We start from the raw sequence: 14,789 nt of genomic DNA, 5'->3' as shown, positions 1-14,789 counted from the left end.
AATTCCTTAACCCAAAAATTCAAAAACAGTACGTTTTTTTTACGAATTTATTTTTTTACAGCGTTAAAAATTACTTTTTTAAAAATATACCCCTAACAAAATTGCGCTTCTCTAAAAAATAGTACTTCCTAAAACAAAATAGCCCCCTAATTTTTAGGACTAAAAAAATAAATCTATATTTGACCCAGCGAAAAAACAAAAAAAATAAATTTATATTATTATGGCTAAAATTAAGTTAGAGTACATTTGGTTAGACGGATATGAACCAACTCAAAATCTTAGAAGTAAAACTAAAGTTGAAGAGCACGAAAATTTCAAAGGAACATTAGAAGAACTTGGAAATTGGTCATTTGACGGTTCGTCAACAAAACAAGCTGAAGGTGGATCTTCTGACTGTTTATTAGTTCCTGTTGCAATCTATCCAGATCCAACACGTATTAATGGATGGTTAGTAATGTCTGAAGTTATGTATGCTGACGGAACACCACACCCATCTAACGGTAGAGCCACAATTGATGATGATAATGATGATTTCTGGTTCGGATTTGAGCAAGAGTATTTCATCATGGATACTAAAACACAACTTCCACTTGGTTTCCCAGTTGGAGGATACCCTGCTCCACAAGGGATGTACTACTGTTCAGTAGGTGGAAAAAACACACACGGTAGAAAATTAGTTGAAGAGCACGCTGATTTATGTATCGCTGCAGGAATCAACTTTGAAGGAATCAACCAAGAGGTTGCTTGTGGACAATGGGAATTCCAATTATTCGCTAAAGGAGCTAAAAAAGCCGGAGACGAAATCTGGGTTGCTCGTTACTTATTAGATCGTTTGACTGAGAAATATGGTTACTATATTGAATATCACCCAAAACCACTAGGAGATACTGACTGGAATGGTTCTGGAATGCACGCTAACTTCTCTAACGAAGTATTAAGAACATGTGGAGACCAAGCAACTTACGAAAGAATTTGCGAAGCTTTCCGTCCTGTTACTGCTGAGCACATCGCGGTTTACGGAGCTTACAACGACCAACGTTTAACTGGTAAGCACGAAACTGCTTCTATCCACGATTTCTCTTATGGAGTTTCAGACAGAGGATGTTCTATCAGAATTCCTTTAATGACTGTTCAAAAAGGATGGAAAGGATGGTTGGAAGACAGAAGACCAGCTTCAAACGGAGACCCTTACAAAATTGCTGCAAGAATTATCAAAACTGTTAAATCAGCGCTATAATTTAAAGCTTACAATATATTCTAAAAGTGCCGGCATTATTTGTTGGCACTTTTTTTATGCCTTTTAATCCGACCCAACCGCACTGTTTGTCATTCCTGAGGAACGAGGGCACGAGCGATAGCGAACCGGCGAAGCAATCACACTAGAAACTCTACACAGAATGTCGTCAATCTTTGTCGAATCCCGAGTGTGATTCCTCGTTCCTCGGAATGACAAGATTAAGAGTGAAATTTGATAAACTTAACAACAGAACAACTCCATACTTTCTTCAAAAAACCTCATAACTTCATAACAATTAACATTTTACAAATAACAAACATTACTTAACTTTAAAACTAAATTTAATTTTTAAGTTAAAGTTCAAAACTTATCTTTGTATATCATTTAAAAAAAACAATTTATGATAGTCTGGTCACTCTTTTTACTTGCTGTAATTTTTATTCTTGCTTTAGATCTTGGTGTATTCAACAAAACACCACATATTATTAGTACTAAAGAAGCCAGCAAATGGACTCTTGTTTGGGTTACTTTATCTTTTTTATTCTCAGGAGTAATTTATTGGCTGTACACAACGGATTATATCGAAAATCCCGACAAACTGCAACCAATGGCGGCTTCAATGAAATTTATAACAGGTTATTTAATTGAACTTTCTTTAAGTGTCGACAACATTTTTGTAATTGCAATCATTTTTGCTTCATTCAAAATTCCGCAGAAATACCAACATCGTGTACTATTCTGGGGAATATTAGGAGCCATAGTTTTTCGTGGTTTAATGATTTTCTTTGGCGTTATGCTGATTAACAAATTCACTTGGACAACTTACCTTTTTGGAGCTTTCTTAATATTTACTGCTATAAAAATGCTTTTTTCCGGAGAGGAAGAAGATTTTCACCCAAAAGATTCTTTTGTTTACAAAACATTAGGAAAAGTGATGCCGATTACATCAGAAATGGATGGTGAGAAATTTTTCATTTCCACCAAAACTGCAAAAAAAGCAGCCACTCCATTATTTGTAGCTTTAATTGTAATTGAAGTGATGGACGTTTTATTTGCTGTAGACAGCGTTCCAGCAATTCTTGCTATTACCAAAGATCCGTTTTTAGTATTCAGTTCTAATATTTTTGCGATTCTTGGATTGCGTTCTATGTATTTCTTCCTGGCTAATATGCTGGCAAAATTCAGTTATTTAGAATACAGTTTAGTGGCTATTTTAGCTTTCGTAGGATTAAAAATGCTTTTACATGATTTCTTCCACGTTCCGGAATGGGCTTCTTTAGGGTTTATTGCTTTATCTCTCTTAGTTGGAATTTTGGTCTCCCTAAAATTTGGAGAAGAAAAAGTTTTAAATGATTCGTCAAGCGAAGAATAATTATTCTCAAACATATATTCATAAAAAAAGGAAATCTTGCGATTTCCTTTTTTTTTATGTTAGTTACAAAATTATTTAACTTTTACTTCTTTTACTTTACTATCATCAATACCATATTTTGCAATTACCGCATGGTAATCTGAGAAATCTGGCTTATTAACTGACTTAGCTGTACCTGTCAAATATCCTGGAATAATTACAATTCTAAATGTCTGATTCAATCTAAATCCACTTAAAACACTTTCTAAATCATTTCCATCCATATAAATACTAACATCATTAACTGTAAAATTAAAGTTATAACCAAAATCTAATGATCCGTTAGGAAGATAATATAATTCTGGTGCCATTTTCCAAACGGGAGCCCCTCCAGCATTTCCATCTTGTCTATATACCAATACCATATCAGAAGAAAAAATCGATGGATTCAAATCAATTATAGGATTATAATCATTTGCTGAAGTAAAATTCACACCTTTAACCTGAAAAACCTCTGCAGCTGGTCCTGGCTCTCCCGGAGGCCCTTCTGGCCCTTCACAACTCGAAAACGCTATTAGTCCAACAACAGCGAATAGTGTAAGTATCTTTTTCATAATTTTATTTTTTTTAAGGATTATACTATAAAGGTATTCCAAAAATTAAACCAAAAAAAGTAAATGAGCTTATTTTAGAGTAAAAAAGACTTTATTTTTTTGCAGTTACCTGATTTTTAAGCAATATTTTATTGAAAAACAAAACGTGATACGGAAGTGAATTTTCCCAATAATCCCAAGTGTGTGCTCCGGGGCGTTCGGTATAATCATGATCTACCCTGTTATAAACCAACCTTCTGTGCAATTCTCTGTTTGGCTCAATTAAAAAATCGTCTACACCACAATCTATAATCAAAGGAAGTTTGTTGGCTTTAATTTTATCCGCCATTCTCAAAACTGAATTTTGCTCGTATAATTCTGTATTACCGCTTTTATCTCCAAAAACCGGCTGCATTAATTTTACAACCTGAGCCGAAGAATCTCTGTTCAGCATTGTACTCATATCTACCGCTCCACTCATACTTCCGGCTGCACAAAACAAATCAGGATGTCTGGCCGACAAGTACAAAGCACCGTGTCCGCCCATAGAAAGTCCCGTAATAACTCTTCCGTTTTTATTGGCAATTGTTTTATACGTTTTATCTACTTTCTGAATTACTTCCTGGGTAATAAAAGTCTCAAACTGACTTTCCTTGTTTACCGGACTGTCTATATAAAAACTAAAAGTCTCTCCTTCCGGCATTACAATGATCATATTGTATTGATCTGCCAGATTGTGAACCAGTTTTTTGTTGGGAGTATTTTTTAGCCAATCGCTAAAATGCCCGTAAGCTCCGTGCAGTAAGTACATTACTGGAAAAGCGGTTTTGCTTTTAGCATAAGAATTTGGTAAAACTACCGCTGCTTTATAGGTTTTTCCCATAGCGGTGCTGGCAATTTGTAAAGTATCTACTTTTGCTGCGTATGTCATGGTGGTAAGACAAAGCAAAAATGCAGACAACAGTATTTTAAATTTCTTCATTTCGATCTATTTTTCTGATTAGGGTTTGTAAATATACTTTTTTTTCAGAATAGAATATATCAAAAATCCGACCTGCTTTTTTATGCCACTAATTTCCACTAATTTATTTAAATCACTTTCCGCAACTAAATAAAAGTCATAAAAAAAATCCAACCAGTTTTGACCGATTGGATTTAATTTCTATTCACAAACTATAAATTTCAATTCGTGCTAATTCGTGTAATTGCTTTGCCTGTTTGCTATCGCTCGGGTCGTGGCAAAAAAATTAACTTATTATTATCTTATGCTCATGACGGTATTGCGATGCGCTTTTACCTGTATATTGTTTAAACGATTTACTGAAGTGACTGAAATTATTAAATCCGCTTTCGTAGCAAACTTCGTTAATACTCATTGGCTGTTCTGCCAAAAGTTTAGAAGCATGCACCAAACGGTATTCATTTACAAACTCCGTAAATGTTTTGTTGGAAATCTTTTTAAAATAACGACAAAAAGAAGGTGTCGTCATACTTACCAGACTCGAAACTTCGTCTATCGAAATAGATTCCTGAAAATGATCCTTAACAAAATTAAAAACCACATTCATACGATCGTTATCCTGTGTCTGCAGTTCTAATGAAAAACCATCAGCATTTAATATTGTTGATTCTGTAGAAGAATCTAATTCATCCAAAATTCCTAAAAGAGTAAGCAATCTTTGAAATGGCGGTTCATTTTCCATCATTTCGATTTTCTTTCCTATTCTCTTTTTCGTTTCACCACCAAAAGCGATTCCGCCTTTAGCTTGTTTTAAAATATTCTGAACCTTTTTCATTTCCGGAGCGATAAAAAAATCGTTGCCTAAAAATTCAGGTTTAATATGAATTACGGTTTCGTTTGTATTTCCCGTATTTTCATTTGTAAATCCGCAATGGGGCAAATTGGCTCCTATTAAAAGTAAACTACCATTGGTATAATAAGAAACATGGCTTCCTATTTGTCTTTTTCCTGCCCCGCCATTTACATAAACCAACTCAATCTCTGGATGATAATGCCATAAATGAGCTTTACTATTGGTCTTTTCGGCGTGTTTGGTATAGGTAAAAGAACTTCCGTATGAATTAGTTATCACTTCAAGAGCTGGGGCAATTGTCTTCATGATAATTTCTTTAAAAAATAATAGCAAATTTAACAAAAACACCTAAAATAATCTAATTTTTAACCTACAACGGTTTCGTAAATGCGAATTTTACATTAAAATAACGTTCTTAACACTGAAAAATTCATATCAAAACCCGCTTTTTTTTCACGTCTCATTTTTTTTCTCTATATTTTTTTCAATAATCTTATTTAAAACCCGAATAAATATAAATATGGTAAATTTTGTAAGAAAAACGGAAATTTTAAGAAGTATTCAATTATTACAAAACTTTGAAGAAAAACAATCAAATTAACAAAAACATAAGATTTAAATCAAATTTTAACCTATAACGGTTTCGTAAATGAGAATACAGCACATAAATTGGAAAATATAGATGTTAAAATAACACAACTGCTACCATAACTTTGCCTCAGAGAAATGAACTAAGAATTTAAATACTACAGAATATGAAAAAGATTATTAAATTAAGTTTAGTATGTGCAGTACTTCTAACAGGAATGAGTACTTATGCAATTGATGGAAATGAAGCATTAAATCTTCATGTATTAAAAGGAAATGGCAAGGTAATTGCTTTTGGAATTAATCAATTACAAAAAGCAGTTATCAGTATATATGATACTAATGGTAACGTTCTTTATTCTGAAAATGCTTCCGGTAAAGAAGGAATTTTAAGAACTTTCAGTTTAGAAGAATTTCCAGAAGGAAAATATATTTTAGAAGTTGCTGATAATTACAAAAAAGTAAAATACGATATTACTGTAAATGCGAAAAGTTCTATTTTGTCTTCAAAAGGAACTACTTCTCTTTACTAAGAAAATAGTAAGGTTAAGTGCAATTCTTCACGGCACTTAAAATTTTATACTCTAATACAGTATAAAAAGTGAGGTTAGATAGTTAGTAAGTTAAAAACTTTCAAAAGTTTTAAAAACGGCTCTTTGTGGTTACTGAGCCGTTTTTTTTTGCTCTAAAGTTTATTAGAGTTTATTACACAAAGATTCACAAAGTTTTTTCGCAGAGATTCGCAAAGTTATTTTAAGCTTTGCGAATCTCTGCGTTTTTTTCTTTGCGCATCTTTGCGGTATAAACACACAATACAATTAAAAAACTTAGAACCTTAGCATCTTAGAATCCCAGCAACTTAAAAATTTCCTACAATTTGCAAACAAATCTTTAATTCAATGTGAAGTAAAAATCAAGAAAAACGTTGAAAAATAATAACCGAATTAGCCAAAACGATAAAAAATAACTCAAATTTTAACATATAACGGTTTCGTAAATGAAAATATAGCATATAAATAGGAAAATATAGTTGCGTTTTTTTACTTACAACAGAAGTAATTTAGCATCAGAGAATTAGAACTAATTAATTTAAAAACTAAGTATTATGAAAAAGATTGCAAAAATGAGTTTAGTAGCTGCGTTGCTTTTTTCTGGAATAAGCACTTACGCAATTGATGGAGCGGAAGATTTTAATCTTCATGTTATCAAATCTAATGGAAAATTAATCAGTTTTGGTCTTAATCAGACTCAAAAAGCCTACTTATCTATATATGATAAAGACGGATCTCTTATTTATTCTGAAACTGCTTCAGGCAAAGAAGGAATCTTAAGAACTTTCAGTTTAGAAGAATTCCCGGAAGGAATTTACTTTTTAGAAATTGAAGACAATACAAAAAAAGCAAAATATGAAATCGCTGTAACAGACACCGTTACTGTTTTATCTCAAAAAGCAGTTTCTTCTGTTTACAAATCAGATTTTAAAAATACTAGCGTAGCAGTACGCTAAAAAAGTTTTTATACTCTCATACAGTATAAAAAGTGAGGTTAGATAGTTAGTAAGTTAAAAAACTTTCAAAAGTTTTAAAAACAGCTCTTTGTGGTTACTGAGCTGTTTTTTTTTTATTTTTAACCGCAAAGACGCTAAGATTTACGCAAAGTTCGCAAAGTTTTTTTCTCAAAGCTTTGCGAACTTTTTCGTTTTTTTTTTAAACCTCTGCCATAATAATTCTTAGTGTGCTTTGCGTAAATCTTAGCGTACTTTGCGGTTAAACTACACAATCTTATATGTAAATAAATTCTTAACCCAAAGTAAATTCAAAATCAAGCAAAACATTAAAAAATAATAACTGAATTAACAAAAACGTTAAAAATAATTCAAGTTTTAACCTATAACGGTTTCGTAAATGAGAATATAGCATAGAAATCGGAAAATACAGTTGCGCTTTTTCATGTATATCATAAGTAATTTAGCATCAGAGAATTAGAACTATTAATTTAAAAACTAAGTACCATGAAAAAGATTGCAAAATTGAGTTTAGCGGCGGCGTTGCTTTTCACAGGAATTAGCACTTACGCAATTGATGGAAATGGAGAATTTAATCTTCATGTATTGAAAGCTAATGGAAAACTGATCACTTTCGCACTTAACAAAACACAGAAAGCGAACTTAGCCATTTATGACAAAGAAGGAACTCTTATTTATTCTGAAAGTGCTACTGGCAAAGAAGGAATCTTGAGAACTTTCAGCCTGGAAGAATTTCCGGAAGGAACTTATTTCTTAGAGATTGAAGACAATATTAAAAAAGCAAAATACGAAATCACAATCGATGATAATGCTTCATTATCAAGAACTGCAATTTCTTCTGTTTACAAAGCAGGTTTTGCTAAAAATTCAAGCGTGGCTGCACGTTAAAATTTTATACTCCATATAAAAGGTATAAAATAAGGTTAAAAGATTAAAATATTTTATTGTTTGAAGAAAAGAAAACAGCTCATTGTTGGTTATGGAGCTGTTTTTTTTTTGTTTTATATAAAATGTATTTTTCACACAAAATAATGTCCTGAAAATATATTCTTACTAATTCAAACGATTGCGTTTTAAAGCTCAAAAAAACTTTAAAAAAATATCAAAAAGCAAAAAACCGCGAGCCCAGTATTTACGTACATAGTTCAAACAAAACTCAAAAAAGTTTAAAATTCAGCAACTTAAGTGTTTGAAAACGGCTTTTTATTGCTAAAAATTGAATTTCTATTTGTAGTTTTGCTCGTTCCACATTTAGTAATTAACATTTAAAAAAAACATGACAAAATTTACCAAAGCCGGTTTAGTTGCTGCCTTTTTTTTAGCGACTGTTTTTACCTATGCCATTGATGGAAAAGGTGATTTTATTCTAAACATTAAAACAGGAAACGGAAAAGTAATGAGCTTTACTTTAGACACTGTTGAGAATTCATCTTTCTCTATCTATGATGAGAATCACAATTTACTTTATGCTGGAGAGTCTGCAGCAAACAAGTTGGAAGTTTCTAAAACGATTAGTTTAGAAAGTTTTCCTGCCGGAACTTATGTTCTGGAAGTAAAAGCAAACGACAAAGTTTCGAAACACGAAATTAAAGTTGCTGCAAAAAAAGTAAAGGCAGTGAAGTTAGAAGAAACTGTTAACCACAGTCCATCTTTCCGTCGCTAAGCCTTTTTTGTCCCCAAAGAAAAAGTCAAAAAGCAGTTCTTTTACCAGGAGAACTGCTTTTTTTTTTATAAAATTTATTAAGAGGTTTAGATTCTTAAAAGCCCTCATAAAAAAAGCCTGAAAGGCTAACAGCTCCAAAATAGGGCAACGCCCTATTAGAGAACACCCCAAACACCCTAGTACACAAAACCCATCACAACTCGAAGCCCTGAAAGGGTGATAGCCATTCTCGTTATCTAATTGCTTACGCCCTTTCAGGGCTTTCCTATTGAGGCTTATTACAGACATTGGGCAAAGCCCAATGCTAAAATGCTTTTAGGCCTTTGGCCTTTTGGAAGATTCTTAAATTGAAAGACATATTATACTTGTTTCATTTTGCTGACTCAAGCGTCTCATTCGTGGATTAACTACTTTTACATTTAAAAATTAAAATGAAATTCATTTTCCGGTGGAGGATGACCTGTATTCCATTCTAAAGTTATAATTTTAGGTGCACATTCTTCCATATTATCAAAGCAATGCGGTAAAATTGCCGAACCTCCATCTTGTTTTAAAATTCCTTCTATTGCTTTAAAAGAATACTCATAACCTTCATCATCCAAAGCTCCCAGGTCAAATACAATATCTTTCGTTTTTGAAAGAGCTGCATATAAAGTTAAAAGCTTTTTAGGCGTTCCTGGAATTTTCTCTAATTTTGTTTCGGGCGTTATCCATTTCCACTTATCTTCAAATATTTTTTTATACAATGGACTCTTACGATTTGCGTTTTTCTTAAGGTATCTTTTTACTGTTAAAGGAAAAAAAGTATCCCTAAAGTAAGATCTTTTAAAGTCCTCAACAAAAGTCATTTTTCTATACAAAGTCACATTTTCATGTTTAATCTTGCCACAAAAAATATCTCTGAGAAAAATCTCCGTATCGTATAAATGTTTTCCGTTGTGCAAATACAAAACAATTATTTCCCCTTCATACAAAGTAAAAGGTGGTATATAAAAAAGATCTGTTTTTATTCCTTTATTTTCTAATACTATTTTCAACCGTTAGCTGTTTTTCTTTAAATGAGAAAAGCATCCGTAGTGGATGCTTTATATTTCTGTAAAACTACTATTTTTCCTTTAGCAATTTTTCCAAATATTCGATTTTATCTTTTTCCGACTGAAGCAAACGCTCGTAAAGCTTTTTATTTTCTTCCACAGTTTCCATTAATTTATCCAATGGATTGAAAGTACAATGATTATTATTTCCAAAATGACTATTATGAACCGCTTCATTAAAACTATTGAAATAATTAATTGCCGCTTCGTCTGAAAAATTCTTAATCGCTTCAACCGTTACACCAAGTGCTTTTGCCACCTCAACCAATTTTTCATCATCAATAGTTTCGCTGTTTTCCATAGCCGAAATCGCCTGCTGGTTTGTTCCTAAAGCCTGTGCCAAAGCTTCCTGTTTCATATCACGAAGTTCGCGAATACGGCTTATTTTTCGCCCAATATGATTTGGTTTTGTTAGTGTGCTCATAATTCAAAGATAATAATAAAGTGTCAAAATTCGTAAAATGTAAAAAACAGATTTTTTTGCCGTACGATACAGATAAAAATGATTTGGTACAGTGAAATTCTATTTCTTTCTTCGTCCAACCAAACAAAAGTACAATTTTTCGTATAATAATTTTATAAAAGCCAAATTGTGAAGTAAAAAACAAAATACTAACTAGAAACACATTATCATGAAAGCCAACGAAACCGAAACTTTAAAAAAATTGCAAAAATTAACCACCCAGTATTTTACAACGCTACAACCAACCAATGAAGGCAATTCTTATACTGCACAATTTAAAGTGGTCAATTATTTAGAACTCGGCTGTCTTATTACCGATTTATTAAAATTATGTATTCTCGCCCTTGACAATGACATGCATAACTTTTCTAAGAAAGATAATAGTTCTGCTATTAATGTTTCTCTTATTTTAGAAACGGTTTTGCATTTGTTTCCTATGGATGAAATGGAGTTTTTGGGTTATGTTGGGGAGATTTTTGAGTGATTTTTTTTCCAAACGGTATACACATAGCCCGTGGTTTCAACCACGGGAACGTGATATTGTCCTATCTGGATTGTGTACCCGTGGTTGAAACCACGGGCTATATTTGATAATAGAATTTTTGTTATTTCCTAGCACGAGCGAACGAAAGGTCTAGTGCTAAAAAATCTCGCATAAAAAAGCCTGAAAGGCTACCAGCTCCAAAATAGGGCAACGCCCTATTAGAGAACACCCCGCTCCCCTATTACATAAAACTCAATGCAACTCGAAGCCCTGAAAGGGCGATAGCTATACTCGTTATGTAATGGCTTACGCCCTTTCAGGGCTTTCTTATCAAAACCTGTGATAGACATTGGGCTTTGCCCAATGCTAAAATGCTTTTAGGCCTTTGGCCTTTTTAGAAGGTCCTTAAACTGAAAGACATATTATATGAAAAAACCTCTCATTTCCGAGAGGCTTCCATATTGATTAAACGTCCGATAATTTAGGACATTCAAAAATGTATCACTTTACATATTCCTTCTATACTGCCCACCAACCTCAAACAAAGCCGAAGTAATCTGCCCTAAAGAACAAACCTTTGTAGCTTCCATTAAATGGTCGAATAAGTTTTCGTTTTTAATAGCGGCTTGCTGTAACGTATTTAAATGCTCGTTTACTTTTGCTTCGTGGAAATTATGCAAGTTATCCAACATCGTAATTTGATATTGTTTTTCTTCTTCTGTGGCACGAATAACCTCAGCCGGAATTACCGTTGGCGAACCTTTTGAACTTAGAAAAGTATTTACACCCACAATTGGGAAATCACCGTTGTGTTTTAAGGTTTCGTAATACAAACTTTCTTCCTGAATTTTAGAACGCTGGTACATCGTTTCCATTGCACCTAAAACTCCTCCTCTTTCTGTAATTCTGTCGAATTCTTGAAGAACCGCAGCTTCTACCAAATCAGTTAATTCTTCGATAATGAAGGAACCTTGAATTGGATTTTCGTTTTTGGCTAATCCTAATTCTTTATTAATAATCAGCTGAATGGCCATTGCTCTACGCACTGATTCTTCTGTTGGCGTTGTAATCGCTTCGTCGTAAGCATTGGTGTGCAATGAATTACAGTTGTCATAAATCGCATACAAAGCTTGTAATGTCGTTCTGATATCATTGAAATCAATTTCCTGCGCGTGTAACGAACGCCCAGAAGTCTGAATATGATATTTCAGCATTTGTGCTCTTTCGTTGGCTCCATATTTGTTTTTCATGGCTTTTGCCCAAATTTTACGCGCCACACGACCAATTACTGAATATTCCGGATCTACTCCGTTTGAGAAGAAGAACGATAAATTTGGACCAAAATCGTTGATGTTCATTCCGCGGCTCAAATAATATTCCACGTAAGTGAAACCATTTGAAAGCGTAAAGGCCAATTGTGTAATTGGGTTTGCGCCCGCCTCGGCAATATGATATCCTGAAATCGAAACCGAATAGAAATTACGAACGTTTTTAGCAATAAAATATTCCTGAACGTCGCCCATTAAACGCAACGCAAATTCGGTTGAGAAAATACAAGTATTCTGCGCCTGATCTTCTTTTAAAATATCAGCCTGAACCGTTCCACGAACTTGCGATAATGTTTTGGCTTTTATTTCATTATAAACTATTAAAGGTAAAACCTCATCGCCTGTAACTCCTAAAAGCATTAATCCTAAACCGTTGTTTCCGTCTGGCAAATCGCCTTGGTATCTTGGTCTTTCGATTCCTTTTTCTTTGTATAATTTGTTGATTTTCGCTTCAACTTCTTTTTCTAAATCATTTGCTTTGATGTAAATCTCACATTGCTGATCGATTGCCGCATTCATAAAGAAACCTAACAACATTGGCGCAGGCCCATTAATGGTCATACTTACCGAAGTCAAGGCATGAACCAAATCGAAACCTGAATATAGTTTTTTGGCATCATCTAAACAGCAGATTGAAACTCCCGCATTTCCGATTTTTCCGTAAATATCCGGACGTAAATCTGGATCGTTTCCATATAAAGTTACACTGTCAAAAGCTGTTGAAAGACGTTTTGCAGGCATTCCCGCACTTACATAATGAAAACGTTTGTTAGTTCTTTCTGGTCCGCCCTCGCCTGCAAACATTCTTGACGGATCTTCGCCTTCACGTTTAAAAGGATACAGTCCTGAAGCAAAAGGAAATTCTCCCGGAACATTTTCCTGTAAATTCCAACGCAAGATATCGCCCCAACCTTCATATTTTGGTAAAGCAATTTTCGGAATCTGTAAATGTGATAGGCTTTCAGAATGCGTTGCAATCTTGATTTCTTTATCACGAACTTTAAACGAGTAAACCGGATTTTTGTATTTCGCTACTTTTTCATCCCAATTCAGAATAATTTCCCAATTGTACGGATCTAAATCCATTTTTACTTTATCAAACTGATTCAGTAAAAGATTTAAAAAGATTCTGTTTTCGTCGTGCTCTTGAATTCCACTTGGTAAAACAGTTGAATCGTCAATTCCAGCTTTATTGATTTGAGGCACTTTTCCAGAAACCGATTCGATAGTTTTGAAAATTCCGTATAATTTCTGAGCTACCTTTTGTTGTGAAAGTGCTATTTCATCATAAGATCTGTTATTCTCTGCAATTTCAGATAAATAACGCGTTCTGTGTGGCGGAATCACGAAGATTTTCTCGCTCATTTCTTTTGTGATTTCAAAAGTCGATTTCAAATCTGAAGCCGTTTTTTCAACTACTTTATCCATAATCGCTTTGTAAAGCGTGTTCATTCCCGGATCGTTAAACTGCGAAGCAATTGTTCCAAAAACTGGCATTTCGTCTGGACTTTTATCCCAAAGATTATGGTTTCTTTGATATTGTTTTTTTACATCACGTAACGCGTCTAAAGCGCCGCGTTTATCGAATTTATTTAAAGCTACTAAATCGGCAAAATCAAGCATGTCAATTTTTTCCAATTGTGTTGCCGCTCCAAATTCTGGTGTCATTACATATAAGGATACATCAGAATGATCCATAATCTCCGTATCAGACTGACCAATTCCTGAAGTTTCCAGAATAATCAAATCGTATTTTGCTGCTTTTAAAACCTGAATCGCTTCGGCTACATATTTAGACAAAGCCAAATTCGACTGACGTGTTGCCAGCGAACGCATATACACACGAGGATTATTAATAGCATTCATTCGGATTCTGTCTCCTAAAAGCGCTCCTCCCGTTTTTCTTTTCGAAGGATCGACAGAAATTAATCCGATTGTTTTTTCCGGGAAATCAATTAAAAAACGACGAACCAATTCATCCACCAAAGATGATTTTCCTGCTCCACCCGTTCCTGTAATTCCTAAAACCGGAATTTTAGAATCGGAATTGCTTTCGTGGATTTTATCAAAAACAGGTTTTGCAATTTCAGGGAAATTTTCTGCTGCCGAAATCAAACGCGCAATTGCGGTAGGAATTTTATTTTCGATATGATCGATTTCTCCGTTTAATTTATCTCCGATAGGAAAATCGGCACGTTGCACCAAATCATTAATCATTCCTTGTAAACCAAGAGAACGGCCATCATCCGGAGAATAAATTCTTGTAATACCATATTCGTGCAATTCTTCGATTTCGCTTGGCAGAATTACACCACCTCCACCTCCGAAGATTTTAATATGTCCCGCTCCTTTTTCGTGAAGCAAATCATACATATATTTAAAGTATTCATTATGACCGCCCTGATAAGAAGTCATCGCAATAGCATTGGCATCTTCCTGAATGGCGGTATTGACCACTTCTTCAACACTTCTGTCGTGACCAAGATGAATAACCTCAACTCCTGTTGACTGGATAATACGGCGCATAATATTGATGGCGGCATCATGTCCGTCGAAAAGTGAAGCTGCAGTGACAATTCTTACTTTATTTTTAGGAATATATGGTATTTGTTGTTCCATTTTATGAATATGATAATTTTATGGAGGCAA

General features: G+C 33.9%; 13 protein-coding genes. 7 read left to right on the top strand and 6 right to left on the bottom strand.

What is annotated here, in order from left to right; all coding sequences use genetic code 11:
* Positions 1–220: 220 nt before the first annotated feature.
* Positions 221–1,237: a glutamine synthetase beta-grasp domain-containing protein gene (locus HYN56_RS12835; protein WP_012024410.1), complete on the top strand. Its 1,017-nt coding sequence runs from the start codon at positions 221–223 to the stop codon at positions 1,235–1,237.
* A gap of 400 nt (positions 1,238–1,637) precedes the next feature.
* Positions 1,638–2,609 carry a TerC family protein gene (locus HYN56_RS12830; protein WP_109192538.1) on the top strand — a complete coding sequence of 324 codons (972 nt, stop codon included), beginning with the start codon at positions 1,638–1,640 and terminating at the stop codon, positions 2,607–2,609.
* A gap of 71 nt (positions 2,610–2,680) precedes the next feature.
* On the opposite strand, the gene HYN56_RS12825 is transcribed toward HYN56_RS12830, so the two are convergent.
* From HYN56_RS12825 to HYN56_RS12815, 3 genes are all read right to left on the bottom strand, one after another.
* The gene (locus HYN56_RS12825; RefSeq protein ID WP_109192537.1) at positions 2,681–3,202 is read right to left on the bottom strand and encodes a hypothetical protein; all 522 of its coding nucleotides are present in this window, start codon (positions 3,200–3,202) and stop codon (positions 2,681–2,683) included.
* A 91-nt stretch (positions 3,203–3,293) separates the two neighbouring features.
* Positions 3,294–4,163 (bottom strand): alpha/beta hydrolase, encoded by an 870-nt coding sequence (locus HYN56_RS12820; protein ID WP_109192536.1) that lies wholly within the window; start codon positions 4,161–4,163, stop codon positions 3,294–3,296.
* Between the two features lie 265 nt (positions 4,164–4,428).
* Positions 4,429–5,301: an AraC family transcriptional regulator gene (locus HYN56_RS12815; RefSeq protein WP_091491483.1), complete on the bottom strand. Its 873-nt coding sequence runs from the start codon at positions 5,299–5,301 to the stop codon at positions 4,429–4,431.
* A 449-nt stretch (positions 5,302–5,750) separates the two neighbouring features.
* On the opposite strand from HYN56_RS12815, the gene HYN56_RS12810 reads away from it, so the two are divergent.
* From HYN56_RS12810 to HYN56_RS12795, 4 genes are all read left to right on the top strand, one after another.
* The gene (locus tag HYN56_RS12810) at positions 5,751–6,116 is read left to right on the top strand and encodes a DUF3244 domain-containing protein (protein WP_109192535.1); all 366 of its coding nucleotides are present in this window, start codon (positions 5,751–5,753) and stop codon (positions 6,114–6,116) included.
* Positions 6,117–6,688: 572 nt separating this feature from the next.
* Positions 6,689–7,090, top strand: coding sequence for a T9SS type A sorting domain-containing protein (locus HYN56_RS12805; protein WP_109192534.1), 402 nt, complete (start codon positions 6,689–6,691; stop codon positions 7,088–7,090).
* Between the two features lie 504 nt (positions 7,091–7,594).
* Positions 7,595–7,996 (top strand): T9SS type A sorting domain-containing protein, encoded by a 402-nt coding sequence (locus tag HYN56_RS12800; protein ID WP_109192533.1) that lies wholly within the window; start codon positions 7,595–7,597, stop codon positions 7,994–7,996.
* A gap of 388 nt (positions 7,997–8,384) precedes the next feature.
* Complete coding sequence (locus HYN56_RS12795) at positions 8,385–8,771, top strand: secretion protein (RefSeq protein WP_109192532.1); 387 nt, start codon at positions 8,385–8,387, stop codon at positions 8,769–8,771.
* Between the two features lie 419 nt (positions 8,772–9,190).
* Here the strand turns inward: HYN56_RS12795 and HYN56_RS12785 are convergent, their stop codons facing one another.
* Entirely contained in the window at positions 9,191–9,808 is a 618-nt protein-coding gene (locus HYN56_RS12785; protein WP_109192530.1) for a hypothetical protein, read from the bottom strand.
* 67 nt (positions 9,809–9,875) lie between these two features.
* Positions 9,876–10,289 (bottom strand): helix-turn-helix domain-containing protein, encoded by a 414-nt coding sequence (locus HYN56_RS12780; protein ID WP_109192529.1) that lies wholly within the window; start codon positions 10,287–10,289, stop codon positions 9,876–9,878.
* A gap of 208 nt (positions 10,290–10,497) precedes the next feature.
* Here HYN56_RS12780 and HYN56_RS12775 point away from each other — a divergent pair, with 208 nt between their 5' ends.
* Complete coding sequence (locus tag HYN56_RS12775; protein ID WP_109192528.1) at positions 10,498–10,812, top strand: hypothetical protein; 315 nt, start codon at positions 10,498–10,500, stop codon at positions 10,810–10,812.
* Positions 10,813–11,318: 506 nt separating this feature from the next.
* On the opposite strand, the gene HYN56_RS12770 is transcribed toward HYN56_RS12775, so the two are convergent.
* Positions 11,319–14,759 carry a methylmalonyl-CoA mutase family protein gene (locus HYN56_RS12770; protein WP_109192527.1) on the bottom strand — a complete coding sequence of 1,147 codons (3,441 nt, stop codon included), beginning with the start codon at positions 14,757–14,759 and terminating at the stop codon, positions 11,319–11,321.
* Positions 14,760–14,789: the final 30 nt, after the last annotated feature.

The sequence above is a fragment of the Flavobacterium crocinum genome (genome assembly GCF_003122385.1).
GTDB lineage: Bacteria > Bacteroidota > Bacteroidia > Flavobacteriales > Flavobacteriaceae > Flavobacterium > Flavobacterium crocinum.
The sequence above is the reverse complement of the archived record's forward strand: the minus strand, read 5'-3'. Positions and strand labels throughout refer to the sequence as shown.

Excerpts from the sequence above, each read along its gene's own strand:
- HYN56_RS12775 (WP_109192528.1), top strand. The coding sequence starts at position 10,498 with ATGAAAGCCAACGAAACCGAAACTTTAAAAAAATTGCAAAAATTAACC.
- HYN56_RS12780 (WP_109192529.1), bottom strand. The coding sequence starts at position 10,289 with ATGAGCACACTAACAAAACCAAATCATATTGGGCGAAAAATAAGCCGT.
- HYN56_RS12815 (WP_091491483.1), bottom strand. The coding sequence starts at position 5,301 with ATGAAGACAATTGCCCCAGCTCTTGAAGTGATAACTAATTCATACGGA.
- HYN56_RS12795 (WP_109192532.1), top strand. The coding sequence starts at position 8,385 with ATGACAAAATTTACCAAAGCCGGTTTAGTTGCTGCCTTTTTTTTAGCG.
- HYN56_RS12825 (WP_109192537.1), bottom strand. The coding sequence starts at position 3,202 with ATGAAAAAGATACTTACACTATTCGCTGTTGTTGGACTAATAGCGTTT.
- HYN56_RS12805 (WP_109192534.1), top strand. The coding sequence starts at position 6,689 with ATGAAAAAGATTGCAAAAATGAGTTTAGTAGCTGCGTTGCTTTTTTCT.
- HYN56_RS12830 (WP_109192538.1), top strand. The coding sequence starts at position 1,638 with ATGATAGTCTGGTCACTCTTTTTACTTGCTGTAATTTTTATTCTTGCT.
- HYN56_RS12835 (WP_012024410.1), top strand. The coding sequence starts at position 221 with ATGGCTAAAATTAAGTTAGAGTACATTTGGTTAGACGGATATGAACCA.
- HYN56_RS12770 (WP_109192527.1), bottom strand. The coding sequence starts at position 14,759 with ATGGAACAACAAATACCATATATTCCTAAAAATAAAGTAAGAATTGTC.
- HYN56_RS12820 (WP_109192536.1), bottom strand. The coding sequence starts at position 4,163 with ATGAAGAAATTTAAAATACTGTTGTCTGCATTTTTGCTTTGTCTTACC.
- HYN56_RS12800 (WP_109192533.1), top strand. The coding sequence starts at position 7,595 with ATGAAAAAGATTGCAAAATTGAGTTTAGCGGCGGCGTTGCTTTTCACA.
- HYN56_RS12810 (WP_109192535.1), top strand. The coding sequence starts at position 5,751 with ATGAAAAAGATTATTAAATTAAGTTTAGTATGTGCAGTACTTCTAACA.